Annotated in this window: 13 protein-coding genes; 7 read left to right on the forward strand and 6 right to left on the reverse strand. The window is 65.5% G+C overall.

Annotated elements, in window-relative coordinates:
• The first annotated feature begins 176 nt into the window (after positions 1-176).
• The 6 genes from J0X27_RS10230 to J0X27_RS10250 all read left to right on the forward strand — a co-directional run bounded on the left by J0X27_RS10230 (position 177) and on the right by J0X27_RS10250 (position 6,375).
• Positions 177-1,391, forward strand: coding sequence for a tryptophan--tRNA ligase (locus J0X27_RS10230; protein WP_207269085.1), 1,215 nt, complete (start codon positions 177-179; stop codon positions 1,389-1,391).
• A 71-nt stretch (positions 1,392-1,462) separates the two neighbouring features.
• The gene (locus tag J0X27_RS10235) at positions 1,463-1,966 is read left to right on the forward strand and encodes a metallophosphoesterase family protein (RefSeq protein WP_207269087.1); all 504 of its coding nucleotides are present in this window, start codon (positions 1,463-1,465) and stop codon (positions 1,964-1,966) included.
• Between the two features lie 99 nt (positions 1,967-2,065).
• On the forward strand, positions 2,066-2,623 hold the full coding sequence (locus tag J0X27_RS10240; RefSeq protein ID WP_097380716.1) for a KH domain-containing protein: 558 nt from the start codon (positions 2,066-2,068) through the stop codon (positions 2,621-2,623).
• 285 nt (positions 2,624-2,908) lie between these two features.
• Positions 2,909-4,573 carry a thermosome subunit alpha gene (gene thsA / locus J0X27_RS10245; protein ID WP_207272070.1) on the forward strand — a complete coding sequence of 555 codons (1,665 nt, stop codon included), beginning with the start codon at positions 2,909-2,911 and terminating at the stop codon, positions 4,571-4,573.
• Between the two features lie 560 nt (positions 4,574-5,133).
• Entirely contained in the window at positions 5,134-5,259 is a 126-nt protein-coding gene (locus tag J0X27_RS18085; RefSeq protein ID WP_277410059.1) for a hypothetical protein, read from the forward strand.
• A gap of 123 nt (positions 5,260-5,382) precedes the next feature.
• Positions 5,383-6,375 (forward strand): ornithine cyclodeaminase family protein, encoded by a 993-nt coding sequence (locus J0X27_RS10250; RefSeq protein WP_207269089.1) that lies wholly within the window; start codon positions 5,383-5,385, stop codon positions 6,373-6,375.
• Positions 6,376-6,433: 58 nt separating this feature from the next.
• Here J0X27_RS10250 and J0X27_RS10255 read toward each other — a convergent pair whose 3' ends face one another.
• From J0X27_RS10255 to leuS, 5 genes are all read right to left on the reverse strand, one after another.
• On the reverse strand, positions 6,434-7,867 hold the full coding sequence (locus J0X27_RS10255; protein ID WP_207269091.1) for a sugar porter family MFS transporter: 1,434 nt from the start codon (positions 7,865-7,867) through the stop codon (positions 6,434-6,436).
• A 186-nt stretch (positions 7,868-8,053) separates the two neighbouring features.
• Positions 8,054-8,803, reverse strand: coding sequence for a YqjF family protein (locus J0X27_RS10260; protein WP_207269093.1), 750 nt, complete (start codon positions 8,801-8,803; stop codon positions 8,054-8,056).
• A gap of 98 nt (positions 8,804-8,901) precedes the next feature.
• Positions 8,902-9,666: a bacteriorhodopsin gene (locus J0X27_RS10265; RefSeq protein WP_207269094.1), complete on the reverse strand. Its 765-nt coding sequence runs from the start codon at positions 9,664-9,666 to the stop codon at positions 8,902-8,904.
• Complete coding sequence (locus J0X27_RS10270) at positions 9,663-11,906, reverse strand: methyl-accepting chemotaxis protein (RefSeq protein ID WP_207269095.1); 2,244 nt, start codon at positions 11,904-11,906, stop codon at positions 9,663-9,665. The genes J0X27_RS10265 and J0X27_RS10270 overlap by 4 nt, the downstream gene beginning before the upstream one ends.
• A 468-nt stretch (positions 11,907-12,374) precedes the next feature.
• A complete protein-coding gene (gene leuS, locus J0X27_RS10275) occupies positions 12,375-15,023 on the reverse strand; it encodes a leucine--tRNA ligase (protein ID WP_207269099.1) in 2,649 nt (882 codons plus the stop codon).
• Between the two features lie 357 nt (positions 15,024-15,380).
• Here leuS and J0X27_RS10280 point away from each other — a divergent pair, with 357 nt between their 5' ends.
• Complete coding sequence (locus J0X27_RS10280; protein ID WP_207269100.1) at positions 15,381-16,151, forward strand: SDR family NAD(P)-dependent oxidoreductase; 771 nt, start codon at positions 15,381-15,383, stop codon at positions 16,149-16,151.
• A gap of 47 nt (positions 16,152-16,198) precedes the next feature.
• Here the strand turns inward: J0X27_RS10280 and ligA are convergent, their stop codons facing one another.
• Complete coding sequence (gene ligA, locus J0X27_RS10285; protein WP_207269101.1) at positions 16,199-18,277, reverse strand: NAD-dependent DNA ligase LigA; 2,079 nt, start codon at positions 18,275-18,277, stop codon at positions 16,199-16,201.
• Between the last annotated feature and the right edge of the window lie 53 nt (positions 18,278-18,330).

An 18,330-nucleotide genomic window follows, 5' to 3' on the forward strand; every position in this document is an offset into this window, starting at 1 on the left:
AAGAGCGCGATAGTGACGTCCGCTCTCGGGTGGCAGTGGCGCTGGGAGGCCCCTTCGAGAGCGGACAGTATCGTCGCGGCGGGCGACGCGGCCTAACCCGTCGCCCCCGGCGACGGATGCTCCCTCCGCTCGTTTTCGTCGAATCGTCTTCCAGCCGCCACAACCGACCGACACGAATGACAGCGCCAGACGAACCCACAGACAGTACCGACCGTACCGACTCGAATCCGTCCGCCGACCAGTTCACCGTCACCCCCTACGCCGTCGAGGGTGAGGTCGACTACGAGAAACTCCTCGAGCAGTTCGGAGCCGATCGGCTCACCGACGGGCAGATCGCTCGCTTTCCCGACCACCCACTGCTCCGTCGCCGAACGTTCTACGCGGGCCGTGACGTCGACCGGTATCTCGAGGCCGCCGAAACCGGAGCCCCACACGCGATCGTCACCGGGCGGGGGCCGTCGGGACCGATGCACCTCGGCCACGTCTTACCGCTCTATCTCGCGAAGCGGTTTCAGGAAGAGACCGGCGCGACGGTCTTCGTTCCGCTTTCGGACGACGAGAAGTTCCTCGCGAAGGAGCAGTCGTTCGCGGCGATCGGCGAACACACCCGCGAGAACCTCCGCGACGTGCTCGCCGTGGGATTCGATCCCGAAAAGACGAGGATCGTCGTCGACACCGCCGATGCGGACGTGATCTACCCGATCGCCGTTCGGTTCGCGAAGCATCTCACCCCGGCGACGGTCGAGGCGGTCTACGGCGAGCAGGATACCGTTGGCTTGCAGTTCTATCCCGCCGTACAGGCGACTCACCTCCTGCTCCCGCAACTCGTCGACGGTCGGCAGCCGACCCTCGTTCCCATCGCCGTCGATCAGGATCCCCACGTTCGGGTCTGTCGCGATATCGCTGCCAAGGAGGCGCTCCCCGTCGACAAACCCGGTGCCCTGCTCGGACGATTCCTTCCCAGTCTCGAGGGGCCCGGGAAGATGAGTTCCTCCGGCGATGCGCCGTCGATCGAACTCACCGCCGGTCCCGACGCGGTCGCCGAGACGATCCGAACCCACGCCTACACCGGTGGCCGGGCGACCCTCGAGGACCACCGCGAGACGGGCGGTGATCCGACCGTCGACGTCCCGTTCCAGTACCTCCGATACTTCTTCGAACCCCACGACGCCGACCTCGAGCGAATCGCGACCGAGTACCGGTCCGGCGACCTCCTCAGCGGCGAACTGAAGGAAATCGCCATCGATCGGATTACCGAGTTCCTCGACGCACACCAGCGCCGGCGCGCGGAACTGGGCTCGCTCGAGACCGACCTCGAGCCCTACCGGCTGACCGACCGAGAGCGGCGACTCGCACTCGAGCGAGCCGGCGTGCCGTCGCTCGAAACGTAGTTCCGAATCCACACAGGAGCGCTCCCCATCTTCCCCGAACGCCTTAGTGGATCGCCATCGCGGGAACGTACATGAACATCGGCATCATCTCGGATACGCACGACAACGCCGAGGCGACCGAACGGGCGACCGAGATCTTTCAGGAGGAGGGCGTCGAAATCGTTATCCACTGTGGTGACTTCGTCGCTCCGCTGATGGTCCCGTACTTCGAGGCCTTCGAACTCCACGGGGTCCTCGGGAACAACGACGGCGACGTCGCGAACCTCCAGGCCGCGTTCGACTCACTCGGTAGTGAGAGTCAGCTTCACGGGCGGTTCGCCGACCTCGAGTTCGACGGGCTCTCGTTTGCAGTGCTCCACGGCGAGAGCAAAGCCGAAGTCGAGGCGGTCGCGGCCGGCGAGACGTACGATTTCGTCTGCTATGGCCACCACCACCAGCGCGAACACTCGGACTCGGGGCGGACGACCGTGCTCAACCCGGGTGCGCACTTTCTGCCGAAGTCCGACGACGATCGAACCGTCGCAATCGTCGACACGCGCTCGGAGTCGGTGCGGTTCCGTTCGGTCCGCGAGTAGTGTCGGCTTCGGCGTGAACCGTGCACGTGCGTCGGTGCCACGCCCCATCCAGTGCTCGCGGACCAAGCGCTTAACCTCACCCAGCCAGTATCGGGCAGTATGCAGCACGTGAAGATTCCGCAGGACCGCATCGGCGTTCTCATCGGTGAAGGTGGCGAGACGATGCGCGAGATCGAGGCGGAAGCCGAAGTGCGACTCGACATCGACTCGGAGAACGGCTCCGTCGCCGTCGAGACCGTCGGCGATCCCGTGCTCGGCCTCAAAGGCCCCGAGATCGTTCGCGCAATCGGCCGCGGATTCGCGCCCGAGGACGCCCTGCGGCTGCTCGAGGACGACATGATGTTGTTCGACGTCGTCGATATCGACGCCGCTTCGCGCAACAAGACCGACATGAAACGCAAGAAGGGCCGGCTCATCGGCGAGGGCGGCCGGACCCGCGAACTGATGGAGGAGCTGACCGGTGCCGACGTCGTCATCTACGGCTCGACGCTCGGTATCATCGGCGCGCCACAGGAGGTCGACGCCGTTCGCAGCGCCGCCGAGATGCTGCTGGACGGTGCGCCCCACGGCGCGGTCTACTCCTTCCTCGAGGAGAAACACAACGAGATGAAACACAAGGGGATGGAGTACCACCGGTTCCCCGGCGGCCAGTCCTGACCCCGTCTCCTCGTCTCGATCTCGTCGGGTCGCTGATTCCGGCGACCGTCCTCGAGTGAGGCGATCGTCCGAACCGCTTTTTCATCGCTATCTGATTCCCGTTTGAATCCCCAGCAACGAGTCATCTATCCGCCGTTTCTCGGGCTATGTCGGTATAAATACCCGAACGGTCGTCCGATCGAAAACGCACGACAGGGGCCACCTCGACTGTTCCTACCGATCCGATAGGAAAAGGTTTATATAGAATAGCAATCAATCTTTCGAGTGACTATGGCTCAACAGCAGATGGGCAACCAGCCCCTTATCGTACTTTCGGAGGACAGCCAGCGAACCTCCGGAGAGGACGCGCAGTCGATGAACGTACAGGCCGGGAAGGCCGTCGCCGAATCGGTTCGGACGACGCTCGGCCCGAAGGGGATGGACAAGATGCTGGTCGACTCCTCGGGCAACGTCATCGTCACGAACGACGGCGTCACCCTGCTCTCGGAGATGGAGATCGACCATCCCGCGGCCGACATGATCGTCGAAGTCGCGGAGACCCAAGAAGAGGAAGTCGGTGACGGCACCACCAGCGCCGTCGTCGTCGCCGGGGAACTCCTCAGCCAGGCCGAGGACCTCCTGGATCAGGACATCCACGCGACCACCCTCGCTCAGGGGTACCGAGAGGCCGCCGAGGAAGCCACCGCGGCCCTCGAGGAGATCGCCATCGATGTCGACGAGGACGATACCGAGATCCTCGAGCAGATCGCCGCGACGGCGATGACCGGCAAGGGTGCGGAGAACGCCAAGGACCTGCTCTCCGGACTCATCGTCGAGGCCGTTCGCGCGGTCGCCGACGACGACGGCGTCGACACGGACAACATCAAAGTCGAGAAGGTCGTCGGCGGCTCCATCGAGAACTCCGAGCTCGTCGAAGGCGTCATCGTCGACAAGGAGCGCGTCTCCGAGAACATGCCGTACTTCGCCGAGGATGCCGACGTCGCGATCGTCAACGGCGACCTCGAGATCAAGGAGACCGAGATCGACGCCGAAGTCAACGTCACCGACCCGGACCAGCTCGAGCAGTTCCTCGAGCAGGAGGAGGCCCAGCTGCGCGAGATGGCCGAGCAGATCGCCGACGTCGGCGCTGACGTCGTCTTCGTCGACGGCGGGATCGACGACATGGCCCAGCACTACCTCGCACAGGAAGGCATCATCGCCGTCCGTCGCGTCAAATCCAGCGATCAGGCCCAGCTCGCTCGCGCGACCGGCGCGTCGCCCGTCTCGAGCGTCGACGACCTGACCGAGGACGACCTCGGTGCCGCGGGCAGCGTCGCACAGAAGGAGATCGCCGGCGACCAGCGCATCTTCGTCGAGGATGTCGAAGACGCACGGGCCGTCACGCTGATCCTCCGCGGTGGCACCGAGCACGTCATCGACGAGATCGACCGCGCCGTCGAGGACTCGCTTGGCGTCGTCCGCACGACCCTCGAGGACGGCAAGGTGCTCGCCGGCGGCGGCGCACCCGAGATCGACATTTCGCTCTCGCTTCGCGACTACGCCGACTCCGTGGGCGGCCGCGAACAGCTGGCCGTCGAGGCGTTCGCCGACGCCCTCGAGGTCATCCCGCGCACGCTGGCCGAGAACGCGGGACTCGATCCCATCGACTCGCTGGTCGAACTGCGCAGCGCTCACGACGGCGGCGACACCGCTGCCGGACTGGACGCCTACACGGGTGACACCATCGACATGGACGCCGAGGGCGTCTACGAGCCGCTCCGCGTGAAGACCCAAGCGATCGAGTCCGCCACCGAGGCGGCCGTCATGCTGCTGCGCATCGACGACGTCATCGCCGCGGGCGACCTCGCGGTCTCCCACGACGACGACGACGAAGACATGCCCGCCGGCGGCCCCGGTGGCATGGGCGGCGGCATGGGCGGTATGGGCGGCGGCATGGGCGGCATGATGTAGGCGAGGTTCGGAACGAGCGAAGCGAGTGAGAACCTCGTAAATGCGAGCGGGGAGCGAATGCGACCCGCGAGCCAAACCGAAATTTAAGCGCCCCTCCCTCTCCGACGGGTCGGTCGTCGGCCCTCGCGGTGGGAGATGTCGCCCTTCGACTGCCGTCTCTGCCGTTCCGAATCGCTTCATCTTCTTTGCCGTTTCGTCGTCGCGTCCGAATCCCCTTCTCGCAGTCCTCGACGTCGCGGCCGGTCAGTCGTTCGCGACTCGCGCTCACGCAACGCTCATGTATTTTCACCACAAGAGACGTCCGTGACGGACGACACCGACAGAAAACGGGACGTCGCGAACGCCTTTGGCGGGGCCGCGGACGGCTATCTGGAGGGGACCGTCCTCTAGCAGGGCGCGGACCTCGAGCGACTCGTCGAGCAGGTGTTCCGACGCGACGTGCGCACTCGACGTCGTAACTGGGCGGGCACGTCGCCGGTTCGCTGTCTGAGACGGGCGTCTCGAGATCGACGCCTGGCTCGATCGACGTCCCGGCCGACGACCGCCGGCGGATCAGAGCGTTGCTGGTAGACGCGCCGGACGCCCTCGAGGCTGTATTCGAGTTCCAGCACGAACCTGCTGGGGACGGCGGCGAGCGACTGGCGTCGTATCGGACCGGCGTCGTGTTGTTCCGAGCGACGGTCTGACGACCCCCGAACCGGGAACGGTCACCACAGCTGGTGGAATCAGGGTGCATACCGGGCGGTCCCGTCTGACACGGCGGCCTCGAGTCACGACGAACTAAGTACGAGCCAGCAATATTCGCGGGTATGAACACGCTTCTGTTGGACAGCAACGATGTCGACGAGTTCGCGCGACTGTCCGAGGTCATCGACGCGGTCGAGCGGGCCTTCGGGGCATTCGAGCGCGGAGACACGCAAATGCCGGCGAAGTCCTACATCGACCTGCCCCAGTACAACGGCGACTTCCGGTCGATGCCCGCCTACCTCGAGACCGACGAGTGGGACGCCGCCGGGCTGAAGTGGGTCAACGTCCACCCGGACAACCCCGAGGATCACGACCTGCCGACGGTTCTGGGGACGATGATCTACTCCGACCCCGAGACCGCGTTCCCGCTGGCGATCATGGACGGGACGACGCTCACGATGAAACGCACCGGCGCGGCCGCGGCCGTCGCCACCGACTACCTCGCCGTCGACGACGCCTCGAGTCTGGGTATCGTCGGGGCCGGCGTCCAGTCGTACACGCAACTCGAGGCGATCAGCGAAGTCCGATCGATCGAGGAAGTCGTCGTCTCCGACCCCGACGAGGAACGCGTCCAGCGGTTCGTCGACAGCTACGAGGACCGGTTCGACGTTCGCGCGGGGTCGATTTCCGAGGCGGGCCACTGTGATATCCTCTCGACCGTGACCCCCGTCGAAGAGCCGATCGTGGGACTTGAGGACGTCGGCGAGCGGACCCACGTCAACGCGATCGGGGCCGACGCTGAGGGGAAACACGAGTTGAGCGACGACCTCCTGCAGGCGGCGCGGATCGTCATCGACGACCACGAGCAGTGTACCCACTCCGGGGAAATCAACGTCCCTTACGGCGAGGGTGTCCTGACCGACGCGGACATCCACGGGGAGATCGGCGAACTCGTCGTCGGTTCGAAGGCGGGACGGACCGAGGAGACCGGCGTCACCGTTTTCGATTCGACCGGGCTCGCGATTCAGGACGTTGCGGCCGCGCGAGTCGTCTACGAGACCGCCCGCGAGAACGATGCCGGCTACGACTTCGGGATGATCGAGACCGGCCAGTAGGCAGTCCGTTCGTAGCCGTCGAACCGACGACGTGACTCGACCGGCCGATTCTCGACCGTTAATCGTCTATCTCCGTCACTCGGGGCTGCTCGCCGGCGTCGCGTCCGAACGCCGTTTCGCGGAGGTCGGCTTCGATCGCCTCGAGCGTGCGGCCCTTCGTCTCGGGCACGAGCAGATAACAGAAGAGCAACGCGAGCACCGAGAGCGCGCCGTACAGCCAGAACGTTCCCGCCTGACCGACGATGTCGATCAATCGGAGGAAGGTCAGCGACACGAGCAGGTTGCCGGCCCAGTTGACGACAGTGACGACGCCCATCGCCGTGCCGCGGACCTCCATCGGGTAAATCTCGGAGATCAGCAGCCAGAAGACCGGTCCGAGGCCGATCGCGAAGAACGCGACGTACAACATCAGGCTCCCGGTCGCGATCCAGCCGATCGCGCCCGAGAGGCCGGGCAGGTAGAACGCGACCCCGAGGACGGCGAGCATGACGGTCATCCCGGCCAATCCCGAGAGCAACAGCGGCCGGCGGCCGGTGCGGTCGATCAACAGCACCGCGACGACGGTCATGACGACGTTGACGACGCCGATACCGACGGTCGCGAGGATCGAGGCGGTGTCCGCGAAGCCGGTCGACTCGAGGATCGTCGGCGCGTAGTACATGACCGTGTTGATGCCGGTCACCTGCTGGAACGCCGCCAGGCCGACGCCGACGATCAGCATCGGTCGCACCCACGGCTCGAAGAGGTCGCGGAGCGTCCCGGACTCGGTGCGGATGGTCTCTTTGATCTCGCGCAGTTCGCCCTCGACCTGGGTCTCGACGCGGGTCCTGGCGAGCACCTCGCGAGCGTCGCTCTCGCGGCCGTGTTCGTAGAGCCAGCGGGGGCTCTCGGGCATGAACAGCATGCCGACGAACAGGACCGCGGCGGGGACCATGCCGAGGCCGAGCATCCAGCGCCACTCGCCGCCGCCGGCGAACGCGAAGTTCACGAGGTAGGCGATGAGGATGCCGCTCGTGATCGTCAGTTGATTGAGCGAAACCAACGACCCGCGGATCTTCGGCGGTGAGATCTCGGAGATGTACAGCGGACCGACGACCGAGGCGAACCCGACGCCGATCCCGTCGACGATTCGACCGACGATCAGTATCTCGACGGTCGGCGCGATCGCCATGATGAGCGACCCGACGAAGAAGACGACGGCACCCACGAGGATGAGCCGTCGTCGACCGAGTCGATCCGCGAGTCGGCCGCCCAGCGCCGCCCCGATGATCGCGCCGATCATCGCCCCGCTGACGATGACCCCCTCGACTAGCGAGGTGTTCATCGAATACCCGAAGACGGTCGCCAGTTCGAACGTGTTTCGAATGTACAACATCGCGCCGGAGATGACGCCAGTGTCGAACCCGAACAGTAACCCGTTGAGCGCGGCCAACGCCGCGACGACGTAGATGAACGAATTCCGGTCGTTGCCGGCCAATTCTGTATTCTCCATTGAGATCTGCCCTGTGTCTGAAAGTTGTTTCACGCCATAGTTAACAAACCCAACGATGCGTGCTTCTACAGTGGTACGGAGTCGACTCTCCCTGTTACGCGGTCTCTATCAGCGCTTCGAACGGTGACCGGTGTGTGCCCCGTTTCAGTTCCCCCCCCTCTCGGATCGTCCCGTCTGCGCACTCGGTCAGGTGCCGATTCGTCGGGGGATCGCGCCCGTCATCGACAACTCGTCGGCGTAGTGGACGATCGGGTCGCCGGTCGGCGTCGGCAGGCCGTTGGCCTCGAGCATCGTGTTCTCGTAGATCGTCACGTCGGCCGGCTGGAGCGGCCACGGATCGTGTGCGATCTCGCCGGTCAGCACACCGGCGGCTTCCGACGCGTAGAACCGGCGTCGCGCCGTGAGCCAGTATTCGATGGTCCCCGGATCGGCGGTGAATACCTGACCGTTCGGGCGATAGGTCGCAGCGAATCGAGCGGGTTCACCCTTCCGCCGCTCGCTTTCGAAGGCGACGTGGTTTTCCTCGGTGGCGCTGACCCGTATCCGGGCGTGGCAGACGGGCAGTCGAGTCGTCCGGCGGACGGTCGCCGCGACCAGCGAGTTCCCGATGTCGATACTGAAGAAAAACAGGCCGGGATCGCCCCGATACCGGACGTACGTCCGGACGTTGAGTTCGGGGAAGGCCAGCCGTGTTATCGACGGCGCTCCGCGGAGTCCGACGTCCGTGAGCACGAACGGGAGCACGCTCACCCAGGCGTGGCCGTCCCGTGTCTCGAGGCTCACTTGCTCCGGGACGTGCGGGCGAAGGGCGTCGGGGTCGATCGGCCAGTGGGCGAAGAGCCCGTCGCGCCAGGTCATCGAAGCGACGTGTGGTGTTTTCGGGAACGACTCGTCCGCGAAGGGCCATCGAAAGGGGTCCGTCCGTTGTGCGTTCATCCTCGAAGCCAACAGTTGCTGTCCCGACCCTACGACGGACCGGCGTATAAAACGGATCGCCTGCTGTCAGATCCGATGGCGGTCCGGCCGTGGCACCGTCAGTCGGCCGGCTCGACCGCGGCGTCGTCCGACTGCTCGAGGGCGACGTCGTCCGATCCGCCCTCACCTGCGCCGCCCGATTTGATCTCCCCGATGATCTGGTCGGTAGCGCCGGTCGCCCGGAGTACCAGCAGACAGAACCCGGTCCGCGTAAGGAAGTCGATGTAGCTCCCGATGAAGATCCCGCCGAAGGCGTCGAGGAGTCCAAAGCCCTGCCGCGACATGAGGCCGATGACGAGGTACGCTCCGAACAGTATCAACAGCAGGTTCCGGAGCTTGCCGTAGAGCAGGACGCGCTCGCCGCTTTTCTCGCCGGAGCGTCGCGTGATCGGCCAGATCAACATGTAGGCGACCGCACCGAGCAAGACGAAATTGGCGATGTTGGCCACGTACACCGTCGGCTCCGTGAGGAAGTAGCCGGCGAGCGTGGCACCCGTCCAGCCGACCATGACGACGTTGAGCGCGACCAACTGTCGACGTGATGCACCGGCAACGATGCCCGCGATGGTAACCATCAGCGGGCCCGTGATGAAGTAGTCGACGTACCGACTCGTCTGAATCGGTTGCCCCGTCGGCGTCGTCACCTGGTAGAACTCGATCGACATGCCGAAGTACGCCAGCGACAGGATCCCACAGAGGACCGGAATCGGGAGGTAGTAGCGCCGCTTCCCCTTTGGAAACCGGCTCACCCAGAGCAGGAAGAACACGGTTGCCGCTGCCATCACGTAACACGTGATCCGATAGAGTCGGAGTTCGGATATCATCGGGACTCACCTCCGTGCCCCGCGACGGGTGCAGTCGAATCGATCGTATTCGAGACGGTGAACTCGTCGACGGCGTCCGCGAGTTCGGCCGCCCGCTCGTCGAGTCGCGTCGCCTCCGCGGAAACGTCGGTAATCGTCGCGGTCGTCTCCTCGGCGGCCGCCGCGGCCTGCTGGGCTTGCGACGTCGTCTCGTTGGCGACGCTTGCGACGTCCTGGACGATCGTCGCGAGTTCCTCGGCGGAACTGGCCTGCTCGTCGGTCGCCTGATCGATCTCCTGGACGCCAGTGGTCACCTGTTCGATCTCCATGGCGATCCGGTCGAGCTTGTTCGAGAGGGAGTCGACCCGTTGGGTCGCCGATCCGATCGTCGATTCGGCCTCCTCGATCTGCGTTGCACTTTTCGTCGCTCGCTGCTGTATCGATTCGATCATGGTTTCGACGTCTTCGACTGCGGCCTGGGTCTGCTCTGCGAGTTCCTTGACCTCGTCGGCGACGGCCTGGAAGCCGCCGCTCTCGCTCGAGGCGCTCTCGGAGCGGGCCGATTCGATGGCCGCGTTCAACGCCAGCATGTTGGTCTGGCCGGCGATTTCGTCGATCAGTTCGACGATGTCCTGGATCTGTTCGGCCTCCTCGTCCAGCGATCGGATCGTCTCGGCGACGGCTTCCGTTCGGTCGCTGGCCGCGTGCATCTCGGCGGTCGTCTCCTCGGCGGCGGACCGGCCCTCCGTCGCCAGTTCGTCGACCTGTCCGGACTGATCGGCGATGGTACTCGTGGCCGCAGCGACCTCCTCGACGGTCGCGGACATCTCCTTGACCTCGGTCGTCGCGACCGCCAGGTCCTCGGCCTGTTTCGAGGAGCCGTCCGAAATCTCCTGGACCGACGTGCTGACCTCCTCGCTGGCCCGCCGAATCTCGTCGGAACTGGTCTGGACCTCGGTACTCGTTCGGGCGACCTCCGCCGAGATCGTCTTGACCTGTGCGACTGCCCGCTCCAGATCGGCGATCATCTCGTTGAACGCCTCGGCGATCGACACCATCGCCTCGTGGTCCGTCTCGGGGTCGAGGCGTCCCTCGAGGTCGCCGTCGGCACACGCCGCCATGACCTCGCTGTAGCGTTCCGCCTCGGCCTCGAGCTCTCGGTTGCGTTCTTCGGTCCGTTGCTGGGCCTCGCGGGCGCGTTCGCGCTGGTCCTCGAGGTCGGATAAGGTCTCCTTCAGCGAGTCCCGCATCGACGAGAACGAGTCGTAGAGGATTCCGACCTCGTCGACCCGATCGGTCTCGAGGTCGACCTCGAGGTCGCCCGCTCCCATCCGTTCGGCTTTGCTCCCGAGCCGACGGAGGTACAGCGAGGTGTTCCCGCCGAGAATCACGCCGACGAGTCCGAGATGGAGGACGAAGACGAAGAGTACTGCCAACAGTGACGAGGTTGCGGTCTTCTGTGGGCCGTAGACGGACGCTGCGGTGTCGTAGGTCGTAACCGTCAGCGATGCGTCGCCCACGTCGATCGATGCCGCCGTCGCCGCAAACTCGGTCTCGGAACCGTCGGGGGTACCGGTGACGACGTCGCTTCCCTCAGTCGAGAGCGCGCCGAGGACGGCTTCGTCGCCAGCTGCCGGCTCCTCGCCGACTGTCGCGATCGTCTCGCCGTCGCCGTTCGTGACGACGGTCCGTCCCTCCGTCTCGAGGGCCGACGCGAACGCGTCGGTCGGCGCGGAGACGGCGACGTATCGCTGATCCTCGCCTGCCACGCTCGTGACGAACGAGAGGACGGAGTCGTTGGTCGCCACTCCCTCGTGGGGGGCACTGGGGCCGTTAGTGGGACCCTGAACGTCGGCCGTCTCGAAGAAGTTCTGGCCGGTAGCACCGTCCGCGCTGCTCGCGAGTACCTCGCCGTCGCCGTCGACGTAGTGTATCTCGGCGACTCGATCCCCGCGAGTGGACTGTGCCGTCTCGAGTCGTTGGCCGATCTCGTCGTCGGTACCCGTCCGCACGGTCGCGTCCGTTGCGAGGCCGTTCGCCGTTTCGACGTTCGTCTCGAGCCACCCGGCCGCAACGTCGCTGCGGTCGTCCGTCCGGTCGCTGAAGTGTTCCTCGGCCGCCGGACCGATGGAGCCGGTGACGTGGCCGAAAAAGAGCGCTGAGACGAGGATCGTCATCACGACGACTAACACGAAAATGAGCCCGATTTTTGTACTGTACGTTTCTCTGATTCGATCGGGGAGATAGTCCTCGAATGCCATATTGTCACACAAGTTATTCGAGCAGCGCGTTGCTGCCCGGTGTCTTCCTTACCACTGTTCACCCATCCCCATTGAATGTATCGGTCGGATTGATTGTCTCGGAGTGCGACCAGTCGAAACCTCACACGGGCGCGGGCTAGAGGGGGTTTGAACGGCATCCGCCTCGAGACAGAATATGTAGGATAAACGTGAATTCAGTTTCAAGAAGATTATGTCCGTAGAAGTCCCGTATCGTCCATTGGTGGTCGATGAAGAAGATTAATAGTGCACATAGTTGAATTTATAGAACCTCTCCGGATACCGACAGTCGTACGGTCCGTCGTGCGTCAGCGACGGTGTCCCCGAAAGACAGTGCGGTTACAGTGGTAAATCGTTCCAGTCGACCGTCTCGTACGGTCGGCTGTACCGAACCGGCGCAATCACACGGTGGTTCGCGGTCGCGCCGGTAGTGACGGACGGTAGCCCGTCTCAGTCGTCGATTTCGATCGCCGGTCGACCGGGTTCGGCGTTTTTCAGGGTTGCGTCGTCGACTTCCTCGGACCCGACGACGCGAACCGGGGCCTCGAACTCGCGTTCGATCAGCCAGGCGGCCGACTCGAGTGCCGCATGCTCGTCGTCCGGATCGAGCGTCATCGAGAGGGCTTCCCGTTCGGCCTGGAGATCCTGGCCGTAATCGGCGGCGGCGTCGCCCTCCTCGCGAATGTGTGTATGCCCCATGAGTTCGCCGATCAGGTTGTCGGCGTCGCTTTCGATCGCGATCTCGAGGGCGTCGTACTTCCACTCGGGGGCGATGACGACGTCGATCGCCTTCGGATCCTCGATCCCGGCGACCTCGACGATGTCGCGGATGTCCTCGCGGGTGTTCTCGACCAGTCGGCGGCGTTTGGCGACGTGGTCACGGTCGACCTGGGCGGTCGGCCACGCGGCCTCCGCGACGAGCCCGTCGCCGCCCAGCTCGTCGTACAACTCCTCGGTGAGGTGCGGTGCGACCGGCGCGAGCAGCCGAACGACGGCCGACAGCCCGCGCTCGTAGGTCTCGGCGTGGGGTTCGGTGTAGTCCGAATACTGTCGGAGCGTCCGCACCAGATCCTGCGTCTCGCGCAGCGCCTTGTTGAACGTCAGGTCGTCGTACTCCGCGCTGGCGATGGCGATCGTCGCGTCGATCTCCGCGTCGACGTAGCTGGCGATCGCGTCGTCGTCACCCTCGGGTGCCTCGGCCGCGAACTCCTCGACCATCCCCTTGAGCCGTGTGAGGAAGGCGTAGGTCGACTGGACCCCTTCCTCGCTCCAGTCGAAAGCCGTGTCCGGCTGTGCAGCCTGCATTATGAACAGGCGCGCGGTGTCGGCTCCGTACTCCTCGACGATCCGCTGGGGCGAGACGACGTTGCCCTTCGACTTGGACATCTTCTCGCCCTCGAGTTGCACCATCCCCTGTGCCAGCAGGTTCTCGAAGGGTTCGCGGTGCTCGAGGCCCTCGTGGTCGGCCAGCACCTTGGTGAAGAATCGGGAGTACAGCAGGTGCATCACGGCGTGTTCGATGCCGCCGACGTACTGGTCGACGGGCATCCAGTCGTTTGCCTGCTCGCGGTCGAAGGGGGCGTCCGCGAGGTCGGGAGAGACGTACCGCAGGAAGTACCACGAGGAGTCGACGAAGGTGTCCATCGTGTCGGTCTCTCGGGTTGCGTCGGCTCCACACTCCGGACAGCTCGTCTGCTTCCACTCCTCGGCGGCGTCGAGCGGGTTCCCGGTCGTGTTGATGAACTCGGGGAGTTCGACCGGCAGGTCGTCTTCGGGAACCATCACGGGCCCACAGTCGTCGCAGTGGACGACCGGGATCGGCGTGCCCCAGTAGCGCTGGCGGGAGATTCCCCAGTCGCGCAGCTGGTACTGTTTGGCCTCCTCGGCGCTGTCGATCCCTTCGGTCAACCGCTCGCGTGCGGTCTCGCTGTCCAGACCCGAGTACTCCCCGGAGTTGATCAGCACGCCGTCCTCGGTGAACGCCGCTTCCTCGACATCGGGGGCCTCGGGCTCTTCGCCGTCCTCGGGTTCGGGGGCGATGACGGGGACGATGTCCAGTCCCTTCTTCTCCGCGAAGGCGTGGTCGCGCTCGTCGTGGCCGGGGACGGCCATCAGTGCGCCGGTCCCGACGTCCGAGAGGACGAAGTCCGCAACGTAGACCGGGATCTCCTCGCCGGTGACGGGGTTGGTCGCGGTCAGGCCGGTCTCGACGCCGTTGGGTTCGTCGCCGTCGGGATCGGCCTCCTCCTCGACGAAGCGGCGGACGTCCTCGTCCTCCTCGGCGAGTTCCTCGCTGATCGGGTGGTCGGGCGCGAGCGCGAAGAAGGTCGCACCGTAGATGGTGTCGACGCGGGTGGTGAACGCTTCGACCGGTCCGTGCCCCTCGATTTCGAAGTCCAATTCGGTCCCGTACTGGCGGCCGATCCAGTTGCGCTGCATCTGGCGCACGGAGTTTGGCCACCCCTCGAGGTCGTCGATCGCCTCGAGCAACTCGTCGGCGTACTCGGTGATCTTCAGGAACCACTGCTCGAGTTCGCGCTGTTCGACGGGCGTGTCACAGCGCCAGCACAGTTCCGCCTCGCCTTCGACCTGTTCGTCGGCGAGGACGGTTTCGCAGTGGGGACACCAGTTGACGTCGGCGTCGCGTCGTTCGACCAGTCCTTCCTCGTGGAACCGGGAGAAGAGCCACTGGTTCCACTGGTAGTAGTCGGGCGTGCAGGTGGTGATCTCCCGGTCCCAGTCGTAGCCAAAGCCCATCGCCTCCATCTGGTCCGTCATCGTCTCGATGCAGTCGAACGTCCAGTCGCGCGGGTTCGTGTCGCGCTCTTTGGCCGCGTTCTCCGCGGGGAGGCCGAAAGCATCCCACCCCATCGGATGGAGGACGTCGTCGCCGTGCATCCGCCGGTAGCGGGCGTACGCGTCCGTGATCGTGTAATTACGGACGTGACCCATGTGGAGTTTGCCTGATGGATACGGGTACATCCCCAGGACGTACGTCGGATCCTCGACGTCGTCCGGCGTCCGGTAGACGTCCGCTTCGTCCCACGCCGCTTGCCAGCGCCGTTCGACCGTCGCGTGGTCGTATCCCGCGTCACTCATTTGCTTATATACGTATAGCGTGAGACGCCGCCCTATACCTTTCCATACACTACAGTAGCCACTGCAAGTCGCTACACACCTGATCGCACGACAGCTATGTGATCGGTGTGTAGATCGTCGCAGTGGCTCCTATAGCCCGCCGACCCTCGATCGCATCTCGCGATCACCGTTCGAGCGCAACGTGCCCGCGACTGGCCCGACTCGAGTGGGGAGTCGAGCGCCGAATCGCCGGAATACCGATCGGCGTCACCGGACCGACGAGTCGCTGGTGGGACTCCTCGAGTCCAGCGCCGGCGGATCCGGTCCGACGGTGCCGGGAAGCGAGGTGTTTTATTCTCGGCTCGTCCCATCAGAGTCATGGTAGCAGACGACACTGTCTTCGTCACGGGAGCGAGCCAGGGACTCGGCCGGGAAATCGCGATCGCGTTCGCGGACGCGGGTGCGAACGTCGCGCTCGCGGCCCGGAGCGACGGGATCGACGAGACCGCACAACTGATCGACGCACCCGACCGAACGCTGGCGGTCGAGACCGACGTGACCGATTCGGACTCGGTGGCCGACGCGATCGACGAAACGGTCGCGACCTTCGGCGGGCTGGACTGTCTCGTCAACAACGCCGGCATCGCCGGCCCCACCGCGCCGATCGAGGAGACCGAGGACGGCGAGTGGCTCGAGACGCTGGACGTCAACGTCGTCGGGATCGCCCGAACCACGAGAGAAGCGGCTCCGCACCTTCGTGACGGGGCGGACGGGAGTATCATCAACATCTCGTCGATCGGCGGCAAGCGGCCCTACGCCAACCGGACGCCCTACGCAGCCTCGAAGATGGGTGTCATCGGACTCACTCGCGCGCTGGCCGCCGAGTTCGGCGACGACGGCGTGACGGTCAACGCGATCTGCCCCGGCCCGGTCGAGGGCGATCGGATTCGGACCGTCTTCGAGAAGCAGGCCGAGGAGGCCGGCGTCCCCGTCGAGGCGGTCGAGGGCGAGGTCCTCGAGACGCTCATGATCGACGAACTGGTCCCGCCCGAGGAAGTCGCCGAACTCGCGGTCCACCTCGCGGATTCGGACTCGCGTCACGTGACGGGACAGGACATCAACGTCTCGTCGGGCGGGGCGTGGTATTGAGCGGCTGCTCCAACCGGCGGCTCGAGCGGCGTTCCCGACCGCGTTCGTCACTCGAGGTCGACTCCCGTCTCGGCGAGTAGCGACCGGAACGCGTCTTCCTCGAGGATCGGCACGTCGTTGTCCCGTGCGTCCGCCTGTTTCGTCGCCCCCGGGTTCGTGCCGGCCACGAGGAAGTCCGTGTTGCCCGAGACGCTGCTCGTCGCGTTCGCGCCGTGTGCTTCGACGAGTTCCTGTGCCTCGTCTCTGGTCAGTTCGTCGAGCGAGCCGGTAAAGACGAAGGTCTTCCCCGCGAGTTCGTCACCGGTGGCGGCCGTCTCGACTGTCCGTGGGGAGACGTGCTCGAGCACGTCGTCTACGACCGCGGCGTTGGCCTCGCTCGCGAAGAACTCGTGGATCGTCTCGGCGACCGTCTCGCCGACGTCGTCGACGCCCTCGAGTCGCTCGGGGTCGGTTTCGGCGGCCTCGCGGAACGCCTCGAAACTGCCACACTCGCGGGCGAGTTCGCGGGCCGTCGTGGGGCCCACGAGCGGGATGCCAAGCGCCGAGATGAAATCGGCAAGCGGCGGCTCGCGGCTGTTTTCGATCTCCTCGAGCAGGTTTTCGGCGCTTTGCTCGCCCCATCCTTCGAGTGCCAGTAGCGCCGCTCGCTCGAGGTCGTACAGATCCGCGACGGACTCGAGCAGGCCGGCGTCGACGAGTTGGCGGACGCTTTTCTCGCCCAGCCCCTCGAGGTCGAGGCCGTCGTCGCCCGCGTAGTACTCGATCGAGCGCCGGAGCTGAGCGTCACAGCCCAGCCCGCCGGTACAGAAGGCCATGGGGCCGTCGCGCTCGACGGGACTGTCACAGACGGGACAGCGGTCGGGGAGTTCGTAGTGGCCCTCGCTGCCCTTCTCGACGACCTCCTCGACGTAGGGGATCACGTCGCCGGCGCGCTGGACGCGAACGGTGTCACCGACGTTGACGTTCTTCGCGGCGATCTCCTCGGGGTTGTGCAGGCTCGCCCGGGACACGGTGACGCCGCCGACGTCGACGGGCTCGAGCAGTGCGACGGGCGTCAGCCGCCCCGTCCGGCCGACCTGTACCGCCACGTCGGCGATGGTCGTCACCTCGGCGCGGGCCGGGAACTTGTAGGCGAACGCCCAGCGGTCGTGGCGCGCCGTTCGCCCGAGTTCCTCGCGCGCGTCTCGGGAGTCGACCTTGATGACGACGCCGTCGATCTCGTAGTCCAGGTCGTCGCGGGCCTCGAGCAGGCGGTCGCGGTAGTCGATCGCGCCGTCGATGTCGTCGACTACCTCGACGCGATCGTTCGTCCGGAGCCCGAACTCGGGGAGGCGCTCGAGCTCCGCGCGGTGGCTGTCCGCGAGGTCGCTGGCCTCGAGGACGTCGAAGAAGAAGACCGCGAGCGGGCGCTCGGCGACGACCGCGGGGTCGAGTTGGCGGATGGTCCCGGCGGTGGCGTTTCGGGGGTTGGCGAAGGGGTCCTCGCCGCGCTCGATGCGCTCGCGGTTGTGTGCCTGAAACGCGTCCTTCGGCATGTAGACCTCGCCCCGCACCGCGAGGAACTCGGGATAGTCGCCGTGGAGGTGCTGTGGGACGGAGCCGATCGTTCGCGCGTTGCGGGTCACGTCGTCCCCTTCGTGGCCGTCACCGCGGGTAACCGCACGCTCGAGACGGCCCGCGTCGTAGACGAACTCCATCGAGACGCCGTCGAACTTGGGTTCGCAGACGTATCGGACGTCGCCCACCGCTCGACGAACGCGCTCGTCGAACTCGCGGACGTCCGTTTCGGCTCCGCTGTTGTCGATCGAGAGCATCGGCGCGACGTGTTCGACCGTGTCGAACTCCTCGAGTGGCTCGCCGCCGACGCGCCGCGTCGGGCTGTCCGGATGCGCGAGCTCGAACTCCCGCTCGAGTTCCTCCAGCCGGGCGAAGAGCGTGTCGTAGGTCCGATCGGCGATCACGGGAGCGCTCTCGGCGTAGTACCGGCGGTCGTGTTCGCGGACGGCCTCGCGTAGCTGTTCGACCTGTCGCCTGGCCTCCTCCTCCGAGAGCTCCGCGACCGGCGCGAAGTCGGTCGGCGGGTCTCGGAGGTAGGGGTTGTCCGCGTTCTCGTCGGCAAATGACATCGCTGTTGCTCGAGGATACCCCCTCACAGCCGTTAACGTTACTGAAGCACTCG

This window comes from Natrinema longum (genome assembly GCF_017352095.1).
Classification (GTDB): domain Archaea; phylum Halobacteriota; class Halobacteria; order Halobacteriales; family Natrialbaceae; genus Natrinema; species Natrinema longum.

Coding starts and splice junctions, on each gene's coding strand:
- J0X27_RS10230 (WP_207269085.1), top strand. CDS start 177: ATGACAGCGCCAGACGAACCCACAGACAGTACCGACCGTACCGACTCG.
- J0X27_RS10235 (WP_207269087.1), top strand. CDS start 1,463: ATGAACATCGGCATCATCTCGGATACGCACGACAACGCCGAGGCGACC.
- J0X27_RS10240 (WP_097380716.1), top strand. CDS start 2,066: ATGCAGCACGTGAAGATTCCGCAGGACCGCATCGGCGTTCTCATCGGT.
- thsA (WP_207272070.1), top strand. CDS start 2,909: ATGGGCAACCAGCCCCTTATCGTACTTTCGGAGGACAGCCAGCGAACC.
- J0X27_RS10250 (WP_207269089.1), top strand. CDS start 5,383: ATGAACACGCTTCTGTTGGACAGCAACGATGTCGACGAGTTCGCGCGA.
- J0X27_RS10255 (WP_207269091.1), bottom strand. CDS start 7,867: ATGGAGAATACAGAATTGGCCGGCAACGACCGGAATTCGTTCATCTAC.
- J0X27_RS10260 (WP_207269093.1), bottom strand. CDS start 8,803: ATGAACGCACAACGGACGGACCCCTTTCGATGGCCCTTCGCGGACGAG.
- J0X27_RS10265 (WP_207269094.1), bottom strand. CDS start 9,666: ATGATATCCGAACTCCGACTCTATCGGATCACGTGTTACGTGATGGCA.
- J0X27_RS10270 (WP_207269095.1), bottom strand. CDS start 11,906: ATGGCATTCGAGGACTATCTCCCCGATCGAATCAGAGAAACGTACAGT.
- leuS (WP_207269099.1), bottom strand. CDS start 15,023: ATGAGTGACGCGGGATACGACCACGCGACGGTCGAACGGCGCTGGCAA.
- J0X27_RS10280 (WP_207269100.1), top strand. CDS start 15,381: ATGGTAGCAGACGACACTGTCTTCGTCACGGGAGCGAGCCAGGGACTC.
- ligA (WP_207269101.1), bottom strand. CDS start 18,277: ATGTCATTTGCCGACGAGAACGCGGACAACCCCTACCTCCGAGACCCG.